The organism is Mycobacterium sp. (assembly GCF_035570115.1).
GTDB lineage: Bacteria > Actinomycetota > Actinomycetes > Mycobacteriales > Mycobacteriaceae > Mycobacterium.
The window spans coordinates 36248-51426 of record NZ_DATMLH010000288.1 but is presented as its reverse complement, the minus strand read 5'-3'; the positions used below and the strand labels follow the sequence as shown (position 1 = coordinate 51426).

General features: G+C 66.9%; 14 protein-coding genes. 6 read left to right on the top strand and 8 right to left on the bottom strand.

What is annotated here, in order from left to right; translation table 11 throughout:
• Positions 1–2: 2 nt before the first annotated feature.
• From VNW74_RS27405 to VNW74_RS27375, 7 genes are all read right to left on the bottom strand, one after another.
• The gene (locus VNW74_RS27405) at positions 3–1229 is read right to left on the bottom strand and encodes a cytochrome P450 (RefSeq protein ID WP_325682721.1); all 1227 of its coding nucleotides are present in this window, start codon (positions 1227–1229) and stop codon (positions 3–5) included.
• On the bottom strand, positions 1219–2955 hold the full coding sequence (locus tag VNW74_RS27400; protein WP_325682719.1) for an N-acyl-D-amino-acid deacylase family protein: 1737 nt from the start codon (positions 2953–2955) through the stop codon (positions 1219–1221). The genes VNW74_RS27405 and VNW74_RS27400 overlap by 11 nt, the downstream gene beginning before the upstream one ends.
• A gap of 9 nt (positions 2956–2964) precedes the next feature.
• A complete protein-coding gene (locus tag VNW74_RS27395; RefSeq protein ID WP_325682717.1) occupies positions 2965–4155 on the bottom strand; it encodes an amidohydrolase family protein in 1191 nt (396 codons plus the stop codon).
• 73 nt (positions 4156–4228) lie between these two features.
• On the bottom strand, positions 4229–4756 hold the full coding sequence (locus tag VNW74_RS27390) for a hypothetical protein (protein ID WP_325682715.1): 528 nt from the start codon (positions 4754–4756) through the stop codon (positions 4229–4231).
• Between the two features lie 103 nt (positions 4757–4859).
• Positions 4860–5054 (bottom strand): ferredoxin, encoded by a 195-nt coding sequence (locus VNW74_RS27385; RefSeq protein WP_325682713.1) that lies wholly within the window; start codon positions 5052–5054, stop codon positions 4860–4862.
• A gap of 46 nt (positions 5055–5100) precedes the next feature.
• Positions 5101–6273 (bottom strand): cytochrome P450, encoded by a 1173-nt coding sequence (locus tag VNW74_RS27380; protein ID WP_325682711.1) that lies wholly within the window; start codon positions 6271–6273, stop codon positions 5101–5103.
• 48 nt (positions 6274–6321) lie between these two features.
• Complete coding sequence (locus tag VNW74_RS27375) at positions 6322–7797, bottom strand: aldehyde dehydrogenase family protein (RefSeq protein WP_325682709.1); 1476 nt, start codon at positions 7795–7797, stop codon at positions 6322–6324.
• Positions 7798–7872: 75 nt separating this feature from the next.
• Between VNW74_RS27375 and VNW74_RS27370 the strand changes: the two genes are divergently transcribed.
• A complete protein-coding gene (locus VNW74_RS27370; protein ID WP_325682707.1) occupies positions 7873–8949 on the top strand; it encodes a Zn-dependent alcohol dehydrogenase in 1077 nt (358 codons plus the stop codon).
• Between the two features lie 45 nt (positions 8950–8994).
• A complete protein-coding gene (locus VNW74_RS27365) occupies positions 8995–10464 on the top strand; it encodes an HNH endonuclease signature motif containing protein (RefSeq protein ID WP_325682705.1) in 1470 nt (489 codons plus the stop codon).
• 11 nt (positions 10465–10475) lie between these two features.
• Here VNW74_RS27365 and hemW read toward each other — a convergent pair whose 3' ends face one another.
• Positions 10476–11648 (bottom strand): radical SAM family heme chaperone HemW, encoded by a 1173-nt coding sequence (gene hemW, locus VNW74_RS27360; RefSeq protein ID WP_325682703.1) that lies wholly within the window; start codon positions 11646–11648, stop codon positions 10476–10478.
• A gap of 204 nt (positions 11649–11852) precedes the next feature.
• Between hemW and VNW74_RS32015 the strand changes: the two genes are divergently transcribed.
• The 4 genes from VNW74_RS32015 (at position 11853) to VNW74_RS27345 (ending at position 15164) form a co-directional block, all read left to right on the top strand.
• Positions 11853–11948: an Ms4527A family Cys-rich leader peptide gene (locus VNW74_RS32015; protein ID WP_414686797.1), complete on the top strand. Its 96-nt coding sequence runs from the start codon at positions 11853–11855 to the stop codon at positions 11946–11948.
• A 113-nt stretch (positions 11949–12061) separates the two neighbouring features.
• Positions 12062–13729 (top strand): nitrite/sulfite reductase, encoded by a 1668-nt coding sequence (locus VNW74_RS27355; RefSeq protein ID WP_325682701.1) that lies wholly within the window; start codon positions 12062–12064, stop codon positions 13727–13729.
• Positions 13726–14469: a phosphoadenylyl-sulfate reductase gene (locus VNW74_RS27350; RefSeq protein ID WP_325682699.1), complete on the top strand. Its 744-nt coding sequence runs from the start codon at positions 13726–13728 to the stop codon at positions 14467–14469. The genes VNW74_RS27355 and VNW74_RS27350 overlap by 4 nt, the downstream gene beginning before the upstream one ends.
• Positions 14466–15164 (top strand): sirohydrochlorin chelatase, encoded by a 699-nt coding sequence (locus VNW74_RS27345; protein ID WP_414686800.1) that lies wholly within the window; start codon positions 14466–14468, stop codon positions 15162–15164. The genes VNW74_RS27350 and VNW74_RS27345 overlap by 4 nt, the downstream gene beginning before the upstream one ends.
• Positions 15165–15179 lie beyond the last annotated feature (15 nt).

Sequence of the window (15179 nt, the reverse complement as noted above, 5' to 3'; positions counted from 1 at the left end):
CCTCAGGCGCACGCGAATTCGACGGGCAGCGCCGCCGGAGACCGAAACGCCATACCCGTGATATGCGGCGTCGGGGCGTTGGGATCCAACCGCAGATCCGGCAGCCGGTCCAGCAGCGCGTTGATCGCGACCGTCGCCTCCATCCGCGCCAGATGCATGCCCAGGCACAGATGCGGACCGCCGCCGAACGTCAGGTGCGCGATGTTCTTGCGGGTCGGATCGAAGCGATCCGGATCTGGGTAGCGCTTCGGGTCCCGGTTGGCGGCCGCGACGCTGACGCTGACGTTTGTTCCGGCCGGAATCGCGACGCCGCCGAGCTCGCAGTCGCGAGCCGCCATCCGCATCACCGTGGTGATCGGCGGCTCCCAGCGCAACGCTTCCTCGAAGGCGCCGCGAACCATGCCGGGGTCGGCCCGCACCGCCTCGAGCTGCTCCGGCTCGGTGAGCAGTGCGACCAGCAGGTTGCCCGACGCACGGTAGGTCGTCTCCACTCCGGCCGGCAGGATCAGCACCAGGAACGCGAAGATCTCGTCATCGGTGAGCCGGGCACCGTCGATTTCGGACTGCGACAGCATGGTGATCAGGTCGTCCTGCGGATTGCGCCTCCGCTCAGTCAGGATTTCGTTGAAGTACCCCTTCAACGTCGCGGACGCGGCAATCCCGCAGTCCCAGTTGTAGACCACGTTGAGCAACTCGATCGAAAGCCGTTGGAAGCGCGGGTAATCCTGCCGCGGCAGGCCCATGATCCGCGCGATGACCTGTACCGGGAACGCGAACGTGAAATCGCGGGCCAGCTCGGCCCTCCCGCGCGGCGCGAAGCTGTCGATGAGCTCGTGAACCACCAGCTCGACTAACTCACTACGCCAGCGGTCCAGCAACGCGGCGCGGAACGACGGAGACACCAGGGCCCGACTGGCCCGGTGGTCGGCCCCCTCGAGTTCGAGCATCGTGCGGCCCATCACCGGGCCCATGATCTTGTCGTAGATCGCTGAAGAGAACATGTCGGGGTGGGTGAGCACGGTCTGGCATTCGTCGTATCCGAGTACGGTCACCCCGGCGCCGCCCAAGGTTTGGCTGGAGACTTCGGTGAACGGGCTGCCGACCATCACCCGGTTCCGCGACCGCGCCTCACGCAGCCGCTCGTGCACGTTTTCGACCTGCATGAGCAGCCCGCCCTGCAGTTCGGTCGGGTCGAATTCGCCGGCGGCCGGGCTCGATTCAGGAAGCATCAGCCGACACCGTGTGTGTGTCTCGGCCGGACCGCAGCACGGTCCCGGGCAGAGCGCCAGTGGCGACGCCGTCGCGACACACCTCGACACCGCCGACCAGCACCGAGCTGATGCCGTAGGCGTCTGCCACCAATCGCGGTGCACCCGCAGGCAAGTCGTAATGGGTGCGCTCCGGCCCGTGGTCAACGGTGGCCGGATCGAACAGCACCAAGTCCGCGTGCCAGCCCGGCGTGATTCGGCCTCGTTCGACCAGCCCGTAGAGCCGGGCCGGCACATCGGTGAGCAGCCGGACCGCTTCCTCGAGCGTCACCACCTGGTGCTCGCGGACACCGTGGCCGAGCAGCGACGTGGTGTAGATCGCCCCGCACATCATGTCGAGGTGCGCGCCGGCGTCCGAGCCACCGATGACGGCATGCGGCGAGCGCCACACCTCCGCGCGCAGCCGCCAGTCTGCGGCGTCATCGCCGAACGGCGCCGGCGTTAGTCCGGTGCGCAGCTCGTCGGCGATCACGATGTCCAGGAGGGTGTCGAACGGCTCCCCACCCCGAGCGGCGGCGACCTCCCCGACGCTGCGACCGGTCGCATCGGCGTTCTGCGGGGCGAAGGTCTCGACGACGATCAGCCGCTCCCAGTTCGCCAGACCGCGCAGCATGCCGGCTTCCTTCGATTGGGCGCCGTCGTTCAGCCGGCGGCGTACTTCCGGATCGGCAAGCGCGGCCAACCGCTCGGGCACCGGCAGGTGCATGATGTCGCGCCAGCCGGGTAGGCCGTCGAGCACGAAGCCGGTGAGGAACGAGAGCCGGATCTTCACGCCGTGCGGCAGGGTGAGCGCGACGACCCGGCCGCCGCGTTCGGCGGCGACCTCGGAGGCACGCAGCTGTCCGCGGTGCCCGGCCGGGTTGGCCGCCGAGACGCCGAGCAGGTTCCAGTTGAGCGGGCGGTCGGCCGCCACCGACATGTCAGTGAGTAGGGCAATCTCGTCGTCGGAGAAGCCTTGCAGGCAGCCGGGGATGATCGCCTCGAGCGTGGTGCCCGGATGGTCGCGGACTCCCTTCGCCAGCGCCAGCAGCTCGTCGCGTGATGCGCTGCGGGACGGCACCGGCTGGCCCGAGCCGTCGTTGTGGGTCTGCGACTGCGATGTGGAAAACCCAAGTGCGCCGTCGACCAGCGCCTCGTGCAGCAACGCGACCATCCGGTCGACCTGCTTTGGCGTCGCCTGGCCGCCGACCGCGTCCTCCCCCATCGCCGCCAGCCGAATCGCCGAATGGCCAACCAGGAAACCGGCATTGACGGCGATGCTGCCATCGAACCGATCAAGCCAGTCGCCGAATGACGCCCACTTCCAGTCCAGCCCGGCCCGCAACGCGTCGAGCGGCATGCCCTCGACCCGCGCGAGCATTCGGGTGAGGTAGTCCTGTTGATCGGCCGCCACGGGCGCCAACGTGAACCCGCAGTTGCCACCGAAGACGGTGGTGACGCCGTGCTGCACCGACGGGCTCGCAGTCGGGTCCCAGAAAAGTTGCGCGTCGTAGTGCGTGTGCAAGTCGACGAAACCCGGTGCTAGTGTCTGCCCTTGGGCATCAACGGTTTTCGCGGCCGAGTCGTCGACGTCACCGGGTGCGCCGACCACGGCGATCCGCCCGTCGCTGATACCGACATCGCCGTGGCGGCCCGGTGCGCCTGTGCCGTCAACGATTTCGGCATCGCGGATGAGCAGGTCGAGCATAAGTGCCTCCTACACGGTGGTTAGCCACCCCTCGTGCGGCAGCGGGTGGCGGAACAGCTCCGCCGCGTTGCGATGGGTGATCCGCGCGGCGTCATCCGCCGAGAGGCCGGCGACGTTGCGCGCCACGACCTCTTGGGTGTCCGGCCAAGTCGAGTCCGCGTGGGGGTAGTCGCTCTCGACCAGAATGCGCTGGGCGCCAATGGCATCCAGCGCGCCGAACGCCGATGGGTCGTCAATCGAGCAGAACCAGAAGTTGCGCTGCAGCACGTCGCTGGGTAGCAGATCGCCCTTCCAGGATCCGCCCTCCCGGCCCGAAGCAGAATGCGCCAAAACATAATCCGCCCGATCCGCCAGCATTGCCGCCCAGCCCAGCCCACCCTCGGCGAGCGTGATGTTCAGTCGCGGGAAGCGGACCGGGATGCCCGACCAGAGCATATCGGCGCAGGCGACCAGGCCGTTGACCGGAAACAGCGTCGTGATGGTCTCGAATGGGGTGTCCGGCGCGGGAATCGGCGCCCATTGGGCCGATCCGGTGTGCAGGCATACGACGGTGTCCGTCTCCTCGCAGGCGGCGAAAAACGGGTCCCAGGCGCGGCTGTGCAGACTGGGAATCCCACACTGGGCAGGCAGCTCCGGGAAGCTCACCGCCTTGAAACCGCGTGCAGCGTTGCGGCGCAGCTCTTCGGCGGCCAGCTGCGGATCCGCCAGCCACGGCAGCTGCAGCGGAATGATCCGCTCCGGGAAGCTGCCGGCCCACACCTCCAGATGCCAATCGTTCCAGGCCCGCAGCACAGCGAGCCCCAGCTCCGGGTCGTCACTCTTCCAGAACACCGTGCCGGCGAACCCGGCGATCAGCGACGGAAAATTCAGCGACGCCCAGATCCCGGCCAAGTCCATATCTGCGATCCGGGCCTTGATATCCCAGCAGCCGCGGCGCATCTCGTCGAAGCGGGCCGCCTCCATACTCCAGTCCTCGCGCGGCCGCCCGACCACCGCGTTGAGCCCGATGTTGGGGTAGTCGCGGTCCTCATAGCGCCACACCTGCCGGCCGTCGTCGGTCTCCACGATCCGCGGTGCCCGGCCGGCCAGCGGGGCGGGAAGCCGGCCGTCGAACATGTCGGGCGGCTCGATGACGTGGTCGTCAACGGAGATCAGTACGTGCTGCCGATCGCGGGGAGCAGGATCCGGCAGCAGCGCCATACCTCACGACTATCGTCGGTTTTCGGCGGCTGTCAATGCACGAGTCAGCCGGGTCTCAAAGCCCGAACCTGGTTCACGCCTGGATGACCCCGCGAGCGATGAGTATTTCGCGTACTTCCGAATCTCGCGTTTGGCTCTCGTGGTACTCGTAACCCTTGACAACGGCGACCCAGTCATCGCCCTGATTGATCGCAAACTCGGCGGCCGCGGCGAGTGCTCGGTAGAGCGCCGTTGCGAGATCATCGGTCCAAATGAGCCATACTCCGTGTTCGGTTTCGGAGTAGGCGCCGTCCATCGTCGCGAAGAAGCTGTCAAGCCCCCCCTCAGGCTCATCTGGATTCAAGAAGTACAAGAGATGTGGGAAATCTGCATACAAATTCTGCAGGAAGGCAACAATCGACGGATTCAGGTAGGGATAACCCTCCGGTACCTGCGCGAAGGTCAGGACGACCGACCCGCGCCAGTCTCGGGCCAGTGCGGGATCAGCGCCAACGTCGGCCAGAACATTGCGCACTGCACTGATGTCTTCAGCGCGCCACTCACTCGCCGGGACATTGAGCCGCCGCAGGGTCATTGTGGCGCCCGCGATTCGTCCGCCCACTCATGAGCCATCAACCGAGGAGCACCTTCCATGCGTGTTGGGCAAGCTCTTCCCTCACGTGGGCCCGGAGACATCCAACGATACAAACACACCGCTTGGATATTCAGCGAGACAACGTGATCGCGCCCTCGGGGCAGTTCTGCTCGGCGTCCGTGGCTTGCGTCTCGAGCTCGCCGGTGACGGTCTCGATGCGCACGATCGCGTGCCCAACCTCGTCGGCATCAAAGATGTCCGGCGCTAACGTGTAGCAGCGCCCGTGCCCCTCGCAGCGGTCTGCGTCGACACAAACTTTGGTCATCAGCGACGCTCCTCATCGCTTCGCTCTGCATCGTCGCCGTCGCGGCTCATGTGGCCACCGGGAAGGTCAACGGCAGCGACTCCACCGACCTCAGCGCGGCGGTGTAGCTCAGCTCGGTGCCGGGCTTGATCTCGTAATCGGGGATGCGCCGGTGGAATTCGCGCAACGCGACCCGCAGCTCCATGCGGGCCAGGTGTGAACCGAGGCAGCGGTGCGGACCCCCGCCGAAGGCGCGGTGCCGGTTCGGATTACGGCGGAAGTCGACCAGCTCGGGGTCGGGGAACTCGGCAGGGTCGGTGTTCGCCGCGCCCAGTAGCGGGCTGACCCGCTCGCCCTTGCTGATCGGGCAGCCGCCCACCTCGACGTCTTGCATGGCGACCCGCGCGACGCCGGGTACCGGTGTCTCCCAGCGCAACAACTCCTCGATGGCACTGGGCAGGACGTCGGGTTGCTCGACGAGCTGATGACGATGCTCCGGGTGGCGGGCCAGATACACAAAGAAACAGTCGAGTGAGTCGGTCACCGTGTCGAGCCCGGCGATCAGAAAGAGGAAACACACGTCGAGGATCTCGTGGCGCGTCAGCGGTTCTCCGTCGACCCTGGCCACGATCAGCGAGGACAGCACGTCGTCGCGGGGGCTGGCGATGTGGTCGTCGATCGCGCGCTCGAAGTAGTCGTAGATCTGTTGTGCTACCCCGGCAGCGGCATCGTGGCGGCCGTCGTAGCCCGAGGCGCCCTCCGGGCGGATGACCCCGTCCTTCCACTCCAGGAATTGGTCCAGATCTTCCAGCGGCAGGCCGAGCAGCTGCAGAAACACCGTGCATGGCAGGGGTACGGCGAACTCTTCATGGAAGTCGCATTCGCCGCGATCGGCGAAGCGATCGATCATCTCATTCACCAGCTCGGCGACGCGCGGTTCACGCCGGGCCATCTCCCGCGGAGTGAACAGCGGATCGAGGATGCGGCGGTACTTCGCATGCTCGGGCGGGTCAATTTGCAGTGGAATCAGCGGCCGCACGTTGCCCAAATCGACGGCGTCCATGTTCGACGAGAACAACTCGGTGTGCTTGAGCGCCATCTCGATATCGGTCAGGCGGCTGAGCACCACCGCCTGCGGCGTCCGGAACACCGGGGTGGATTCACGCAGCGCCTTGTACATCGGCTGCGGCTCCGCGAGACCCGCCACCGCCTGATCGACAAACCCTTCGGCTTCTGTCATGCCGATTAGCCTGACACCAAACCCTCAGCGTTGGGTATGGATCCGCGGTTATTGCGGGGCCGGGTGCCGCACGAAGGCACGCGGCTGGGTGAACGCCCGGATGCCGTCGACCCCGAGTTCGCGGCCGAGGCCCGATTGGCCGACACCGCCGAACGGCAGCCGCGGATCCTGCGCGGCCATGCCGTGGCAGTTGACGCTGACCGTGCCGGCAATCAGCTGAGCAGCGACGTGGTCGGCCAGCGCGTCGTCACCGGTCCAGATCGACGCGGTAAGGCCGAAATCGCCTGCGTTGGCGGCTGTGACTGCGTCGTCGAGATTCTGATAGCCGAAGATCGGCAGCACCGGCCCGAACTGTTCCTCAGTGGCCAACGGCGCGTCGGCGTCCAGGCCGGTGACGACGGTCGGCAGCACAAAATGCCCGCCGGCGTCGGCGTCGGCCTCGCGGAGGGCGCCAGCGGTACGGACCGCCGCGCCGCGGGCCGCGGCTTCGGCCACCAGCGCCGCTACCCGATCGCGTCCGGCGGCGGTGTGCATCGGCCCGAGTGTGACTTCCTCGGCGAGCCCGTCACCGACGACCTCACGCCGGCAGCGCGCGAGGATCGCGTCGGCCAGCTCGTCGACCATGTCGATCGGCGCGTACAAGCGTTTGATCGCCATGCAGACCTGGCCGCAGGTGGTGTAGGTCGCGGTGACCAGGCGCTCGACAAGCTCGTCGGTGACGGCGATGTCGGGAGCGATGATCGCCGCGTCGTTGCCGCCGAGTTCGAGCAGCACCGGGGTCAGCCGCGGCGCCGCCGCTGCCATGACGGCGCGTCCGGTGGCCACCCCGCCGGTCAGCGAGATGACGTCGATGCCGGGGTGGGTGATCAGCGCCTGCGCCAGTGCGCTGCCGGGGCCCGCGAGCACGTTGACCACACCGGGTGGCAGCCCGGCAGCGAACGCGGCACCGAGCTGCAGCGCCGCCAGCGGACAGGTCGGCGGCACCTTGACCACAGCGGTGTTGCCGGCGGTCAACGCCGACGCCAGTTTGGTCATGGTCAGTGCCAGCGGCCAGTTGAACGGCAATACCAGCGCCGCCACTCCGTACGGCTCTCGCTGCAGCCGTGGGTAGGCGGACTGCGGGTCGATCCGTTCAGGCGCCAGCGCCCCTTCGGCGATCGCCCCGAGGATTGCGGGCAGCGCCGGCGCGGTGCCGATTTCGAAGCGTGCTTCGGCGAGCACTTTGCCGTGCTCGCGGGTGTACAGCCGGGCAGCGTCGCTGCCGGCGAGTTGGCCGGCGGCCTCGGTTGCGGCCGCAGTGATGGCGGCGACCCGCTCAGCGACGTCGAGTGCGCGCCACCCCGCCGCGGCAAGCTTCGCCGCCTCCACGGCGGCGTCGAGCTGGTTGAGGTCGGCGGCCGGCGCATACCCGACGACCTCGGCCGGACGGGCCGGGTTGTGCACCGGATAGCTCGCGCCGGCACCGGGCTGCGACTCGCCGCCGATCGTGAGAGTCGCGAAGGTCTCGGAGGATGTTGCGGTCATCGTGCTGCCTCCTTGACCTGTTGCGGTCGCCCCGCAATGGTAGGTCGGTATGACGCCGATCACAGAAGCGTTGACGTGAAGGGTGTGGTGCTGCGCCAGGTCGGTCAACCGACAGCGGTCGAGGAGCTGGCGCTGCGACCGATTGGCCGCCACGAAGTCCGAGTGCAGCTGGCCGCCAGCGGCGTGTGCCACAGCGACTTGTCGTTGCGCGACGGATCAATACCGACGCTGCTGCCGTGCACACTCGGCCACGAGGGCGCCGGGATCGTCACCGAGGTGGGCGCCGACGTCACCACAGTTGGTCCGGGTCAGCACGTCGTCTTGACGTGGCTGGTCGCGTGCCGGTCCTGCCCGCATTGCCTGCGTGGCGAGTCCCAGCTGTGTGTGCATGCCTACGACCATGTTTACAGCGGCCCGTACGCCGACAGCGCCGGCCCGGTGTGGCCGGGAATGGGAGTCGGGTCGCTGGCCGAACAGACGTTGCTGCCGGCCGCGGCGGTAGTACCGATCGACGAGTCGCTGCCGCTCGACCAGGCGGCGCTGTTGGGCTGCGGCGTCACCACCGGGGTAGGTGCGGTGATGCACACGGCAGCCGTCCGTCCGGGCGAGAGCGTGCTTGTTATCGGTTGCGGCGGTGTGGGTTTGGCGGCGATCCAAGGGGCTCGGCTGGCCGGCGCGGCGCCGATCATCGCCGCCGACCGGGTAGCCGCCCAGCTTCCCGCCGCGACAGCCAACGGGGCGACCGAGACGATCGATGCCAGCGAGGTCGACCTGGCCAGCGCCGTGCGCGACCTCACCGGCGGCGCCGGGGTTGATCACGGAATCGAAGTGGTGGGCAAGCCCGCGACGATTCGCGCGGCTTACGACGCCACCCGCCGGGGCGGCAAGGTCACCCTGGTGGGCGCCGCGGGGATCGAGGAGTCGGTGACGTTTCCGGCGCTTTCGCTGATGGTCGACGGCAAGACAATCCAGGGCAGCGTGTACGGCGCCAGCGACCCGGCGCGCGACATCCCGGTGTTGGCCGAGCTCGCCCGCCTCGGCAGGCTCGACCTCGAGGCGTTGGTGACGCGGCGCATCGGTCTCGACGACGTCGAGCAGGCATTCACCGACATGGCCGCCGGGCGGGGTGCCCGCAGCGTCGTCTGCTTCTAGCTGTCACCGTCGGTAGTTGTCGTCTCGGCGGCTACAATCGAATGTATGTTCGATCCCGCCGCATCGCCGCAGGCCGTGCCGACCTTTGTTGGTGTCGACGACGCTGGCGTCGTGGACGTCATCGCCGGTGCGGCGCGCCAGCAGAACGCGATGTGTGGGCGGGAGTTGGCGGCGATCGGTGAGTTGTACGCGCGCCGTGCACCCAGCGACGAAGTCGATCGCGAGAACTGGGCCATCGACGGCCATGAGAACGTCGTGGCCGAAGTAGCCGCGGCCTTGGGTATCAGCCGGGGCCGAGCCCGAGGGCGATTGCACTATGCGATCGCGCTACGCGAGCGGCTGCCCCGCGTCGCCGAGGTTTTCGCCCGTGGGCTCATTGACTTCCGGATGATGGCCGCGGTCGTATCCCGCACCGACTTGGTTGAGGACCGGGCTTTGATCGCCAAGCTGGATGCCGCCATCGCCAGGCACGCGCCGAAGTGGATGCGGCTTTCCGGGCCCAGGCTTTTCGAGCGCATCGACATGTGGGTCATGCGGTTCGATCCGGCCGGTAAGCGAGTGCCGCGCGAGCGCACCGAGAATCGCTATGTCGAAATCGCGCCCACAGATGCAGGGTTGGCCGGGGTCTGGGCGCAGCTGCACGCCGCCGACGGCGTGGCTTTGGGTCAAAAGCTCGACGCGCTTGCTGAAACGGTCTGTGCGGCAGACCCGCGAACCAAGCAACAACGTCGGGCGGACGGCTTGGCCGCATTGACCGCCGGGCTGACCGCGATGCGCTGCCAATGCGGTTCGCCAGACTGCTCGGCAGCGCAACGACGCCCGGCCACCGACGTGGTGATCCATGTCTTGGCCGAGCAGGCGACGATCAGCGGTGACTCACAGTCGCCCGGATACCTGCGAACCTTCGGGCCGTTGGACTCAACCACGCTGCGCGACATGGCGACAACCGCGAAGATCAAGCCGTTGGTGACGCCATCGACCGGCCCCGAGGGAGGTTATCGGCCTTCGGCGGCATTGGCGGACTTCGTGCGCTGCAGGGACTTGACCTGTCGATTCCCCGGATGCGATGAACCGGCCGAAGTCTGCGATCTCGACCACACCGTGCCGTTCCCGCTTGGCCCTACGCATCCCTCGAATCTTAAGCTTCTCTGCCGTTACCACCACTTGCTCAAGACGTTCTACACGCGGTGTGGCGGCTGGGCAGATCGTCAGTTACCAGATGGCACCGTGGAGTGGACCGCGCCCAGTGGCCATACCTACACGACCACCCCCGGCGGCAGCATCTTCTTCCCGGTGTTGGCCAGGTCAACGGGAGAGCTGAAGGTCGCGCAGATGGTTGAACCGCCAAGAATTACAAAGGGATTGATGATGCCGCGAAGGAAACACACGCGGGCGGAAGATCGCCGTTACCGAATCACCTCAGAGCGACGGATCAACGAACAACGGCTCGCCGAAGAGCGACTCGCCCAACAGCGCCGAAAACGTGCGGCGGGTTACGATCCGCCACCCTTCTGACGGCACGCGGCCTAATCCAGCAGCGTCCGGACGACGCCGTCGGCCAGCAAACGCCCGCGGTCGGTGAGCACCAAGCGCTCGCCGTCGGGCGTCAGCAAGCCGTCGTCGACGGCGACGGACGCGCGCTCGCGCTCGGCGTCGTCCAGCAGGTCCAGCGGCAGACCTTGGCGCAGCCGGATTCTCAGCAGCATGTCCTCGGTGTGGCGCTGCCGAGCATCCAGCTGCTCGAAACCGGCGACCGGCAACGTCGCACCGTCGAGGATCTGTGCATAAGTGTTGGGGTGCTTGACATTCCACCAGCGGGTTGCACCGACATAGCTATGCGCCCCCGGGCCGGCACCCCACCACTGACCGCCGTCCCAGTAGCCCAGGTTGTGTCGGCACTGCCCGCCTGCGCGGCTCCAATTGGACACCTCGTACCAGTCGAAGCCGGCCGCTGACAGCTGCTCGTCGACCAGCTCGTAGCGGTGCGCGAGCACGTCGTCGTCGGGAGCGGCGAGCTCGCCGCTGCGGACCCGGCGCGCCAGCGCAGTGCCGTCCTCGACCACCAGGGCGTAGGCGGAGACGTGATCGACGCCCGTGTCGACCGCCGCTTCCACCGAGCGCAGCAGGTCGTCGTCGGATTCCCCAGGGGTGCCGTAGATCAGGTCGACGCTGACGTGTTCAAAACCTTCGGCGAGCGCCTCGCGGGCCGCCGCCGCCGACCGGTTCGGCGTGTGGATCCGGTCTAGAACACCCAGCACCCATGGCGAGACGGACTGCATGCCCAGCGACACCCTCGTGTAGCCGGCTGCGCGGGCGGCCGCGAAGAAGTCGGGCCAAGCCGACTCCGGGTTGGCCTCGGTGGTGATCTCGGCGTCGGCGGCCAGCTCGAAATTGTCGCGCACCGACTGCAGCAGCGCAGTGATGCGTTCGCCACCCAACAACGACGGCGTCCCGCCCCCTACGAAGACGGTCTGCACCGTCGGTGCGCCCAGCCGGGCTGCGGCCAGCTCGAGCTCCGACCGCAGCACCTGTAGCCACGCGTCGGGGTTGACGCCACCTAACTCGGCCGGCGTGTAGGTATTAAAGTCGCAGTAGCCGCAGCGGGTGATGCAGAACGGCACGTGCACGTAGATGCCGAACGGTCCGCCTGGGCTCACGTGCACATCGGGCAGGCCGACGGGCGCAGAAGTTGCCGTCATGGCTGCCAATATTCCCGAGTCCTTGCGCAACCTCCAGCGCTTGGCCCCAGTGGCCCACGCGCAGGAGAGAAAATGGACGCCGTTGGCAGCTGACTCTCGGACACATTTACGCTGCATCTCAGGGTTGCCGCGTAGTTTTGCTCACTGTGAGAGAAATTCCACCCTGGTAGCGACCGTCCGCGACATCCGTGGCACAATGGCCGAGTGACCGCCGCCCACCGCAGCCCGTTCGACATCGCACTGGTGGCGCGTCGGCACATCGATCTCAAGCGTGTCTGTAGCTGTCGCTGTCTGCCTTGATGTCGTAGACCCCGCCCACCTGTACTCCAGCTGGCCCCCGGATCTGCGCCGCCGGGTCAGCAACCGGTGATCTGCGCGGTCCAAGCCGGCTACTCCACAAAGGAGAACGCCGTATGACATCCCCCCGCCCCACCAAAGGCCGCAGCGAAGGCCAGTGGGCGCTTGGCTATCGCGAGCCGTTGAACCCCAACGAGCAATTCAAGAAGGATGACGACGCACTCAATGTGCGCGACCGCATCCTCAACCACTACTCCAAAGCCGGCTTCGACAGCATCGACAAGAACGACTTGCGTGGCCGCATGCGCTGGATGGGCCTCTACACCCAGCGTGAGCAGGGTTACGACGGCACCTGGACTGGCGACGAGAACCTCGATCTGCTCGAGGCCAAATACTTCATGATGCGCGTGCGTTGCGACGGCGGGGCGTTGTCCACCGCGGCGCTTCGCACCCTCGGACAGATTTCTACGGAATTCGCCCGGGATACCGCCGACATCTCCGACCGGGAAAATGTGCAGTACCACTGGATCGAGATCGAGAAGGTCCCCGAGATCTGGGACCGACTGGCCGCGGTCGGCTTGCAAACCACCGAGGCGTGCGGCGACTGCCCGCGGGTGGTGCTGGGCTCCCCGCTGGCCGGTGAGTCACTCGACGAGGTTCTCGACCCGACCTGGGCCGTGGAGGAGATCGTCCGCCGCTACATCGGCAATCCGGAGTTCTCCAATCTGCCCCGCAAGTACAAGACCGCGATCTCGGGTTTGCAGGACGTCGCGCACGAGATCAACGACGTTGCGTTCATCGGCGTCAACCACCCCGAGCACGGACCCGGGCTGGACCTGTGGGTCGGCGGCGGCCTGTCCACCAATCCGATGCTGGGCCAACGGGTTGGGGCGTGGGTGCCGCTGGAGGAAGTACCCGACGTCTGGGAGGGCGTCACATCGGTGTTCCGTGACTACGGCTACCGACGACTGCGCTCCAAGGCCCGGCTGAAGTTCCTCATTAAAGATTGGGGCATTGAAAAGTTCCGTGAGATTCTCGAAACCGAATACCTCAAACGCAAACTCATCGACGGTCCGGCCCCCGAACCGGTCAAGCACCCGATCGACCATGTCGGCGTGCAGCGGCTGAAGAACGGGCTCAACGCCGTCGGTGTCGCCCCGATCGCCGGGCGGGTGTCGGGCGCAATCCTATCCGCGGTGGCCGATCTGGCCGAGCGAGCCGGGTCGCAGCGGATCCGATTCACGCCATACCAGAAGCTCGTCATCCTGGACGTTCCGGACGACAAACTTGACGAGCTCACCACCGGCCTAGACGCGCTCGGGCTGCCGTCGCAGCCGTCACACTGGCGTCGAAACCTGATGGCCTGCAGCGGTATTGAATACTGCAAACTGTCGTTCGCCGAAACTCGGGTGCGTTCCCAGTCACTGGTGCCCGAGCTGGAGCGTCGACTCGACGGCATCAACGCCCAACTGGACGTACCGATCACAATCAACATCAATGGCTGCCCGAACTCGTGCGCGCGCATCCAGATCGCCGACATCGGTTTCAAGGGCCAGATGATCGACGACGGCCACGGCGGCTCGGTCGAAGGATTCCAAGTGCACCTGGGCGGCAGCTTAGGCCTCGATAGTGGTTTCGGACGAAAACTGCGCCAGCACAAGGTCACCAGCGACGAGCTCGGCGACTACATCGACCGCGTCGTGCACAACTTCATCAAGCAGCGTGATGCGGGCGAACGCTTCGCGACATGGGCGCTACGCGCCGACGAGGGGGATCTGCGATGAGTGAGGAGGCGAAAGTGTTGACGGAGACGGAGCTGCGAGAGCTGGCTGAGCGGGGCGCCGCTGAGCTGGAAGGCGCCAGCGCCACCGACATGTTGCACTGGACCGACGAGCATTTCGGCGGCGTCAGAGGGCCTCGGCCGTCGGCGACGTGCAACTACGTGGTGGCCTCGAATATGCAGGACGCGGTGCTCGTCGATCTGGCGGCGAGGGTACGCCCGGGTGTCCCGGTGATGTTCTTGGACACCGGGTATCACTTCGTGGAGACCATCGGTACCCGTGATGCGGTCGAGGCGGTTTACGACATACGGGTGCTCAACGTCACGCCCGAGCATTCGGTCGCAGAGCAGGACCAGTTGCTGGGCAAGGACCTGTTCGCCCGCCAACCCAACGAGTGCTGCCGGCTACGCAAGGTCGCCCCGTTGTCCAAGGCGCTGCGCGGTTATTCCGCGTGGGTGACCGGCCTGCGTCGCGTCGAGGCCCCGACTCGCGCCAACGCCCCGCTTGTCAGTTTCGACGAGGCGTTCCATCTGGTGAAGATCAACCCGCTGGCAACGTGGACCGACGAGGAGATGCAGGCCTACATCGACGAAAACGATGTACTGGTCAATCCGCTTGTCTACGAAGGTTATCCGTCGATCGGCTGCGCTCCTTGCACCGCGAAGGTAGCTGAGGGTGCGGATCCGCGCAGCGGACGCTGGCAGGGGCTGTCGAAGACCGAATGCGGGTTACACGCGTCGTGACTGCGCTGGTGCTGGCCGCACACGGCAGCGAAGATCCACGGTCGGCGGCCAATGCCCAAGCCGTCGCCGACCAGATTCGCTGTGTGCGGCCGCGCCTCGAGGTGCGAGTCGCGTTCTGCGAGTTGAACACTCCACGCCTGGTTGACGTGCTCACGCCGGATGCGGTGATCACTCCGCTCCTGCTGGCCGACGCCTACCACGCCCGTATCGACATCCCCCGACAGGTCGCCAGCCGGGGCGTCGCCGTGCGGCAGGCCAACGTGCTCGGTGAAGACGATCGGCTGGTGTCCGTGCTCCACGAGCGCCTCGCCGAGCTGGGCGTCAGCACGCGCGATCCGCAGCTGGGTGTGCTGGTGGTGGCGATTGGCTCGACGCATCCCGCGGCTAATGCCCGCAGCACTCAGGTCGCGCGCAAGCTGATCGCCGAAACCCGATGGGCCGGCACGACGACGGCGTTTGCCACTGGGTCCGGCCCGTCACCGGCCCAGGCCGCCAACCGGTTACGGCGCCACGGCGCCCGCCGCGTGGTGATCGCACCCTGGTTCTTGGCGCCCGGCCGGCTCACTGATCGAGTGGCCGAATACGCTGCATCGGAAAGTATTCCGATGGCGGCGCCGCTGGGAGCACACCGGCTGGTGATCGAGACGGTATTGGATCGCTTCGATGCGGCGCGAGCCGATAGCATCGCCGCCTGAGCTACCGCACCGGCG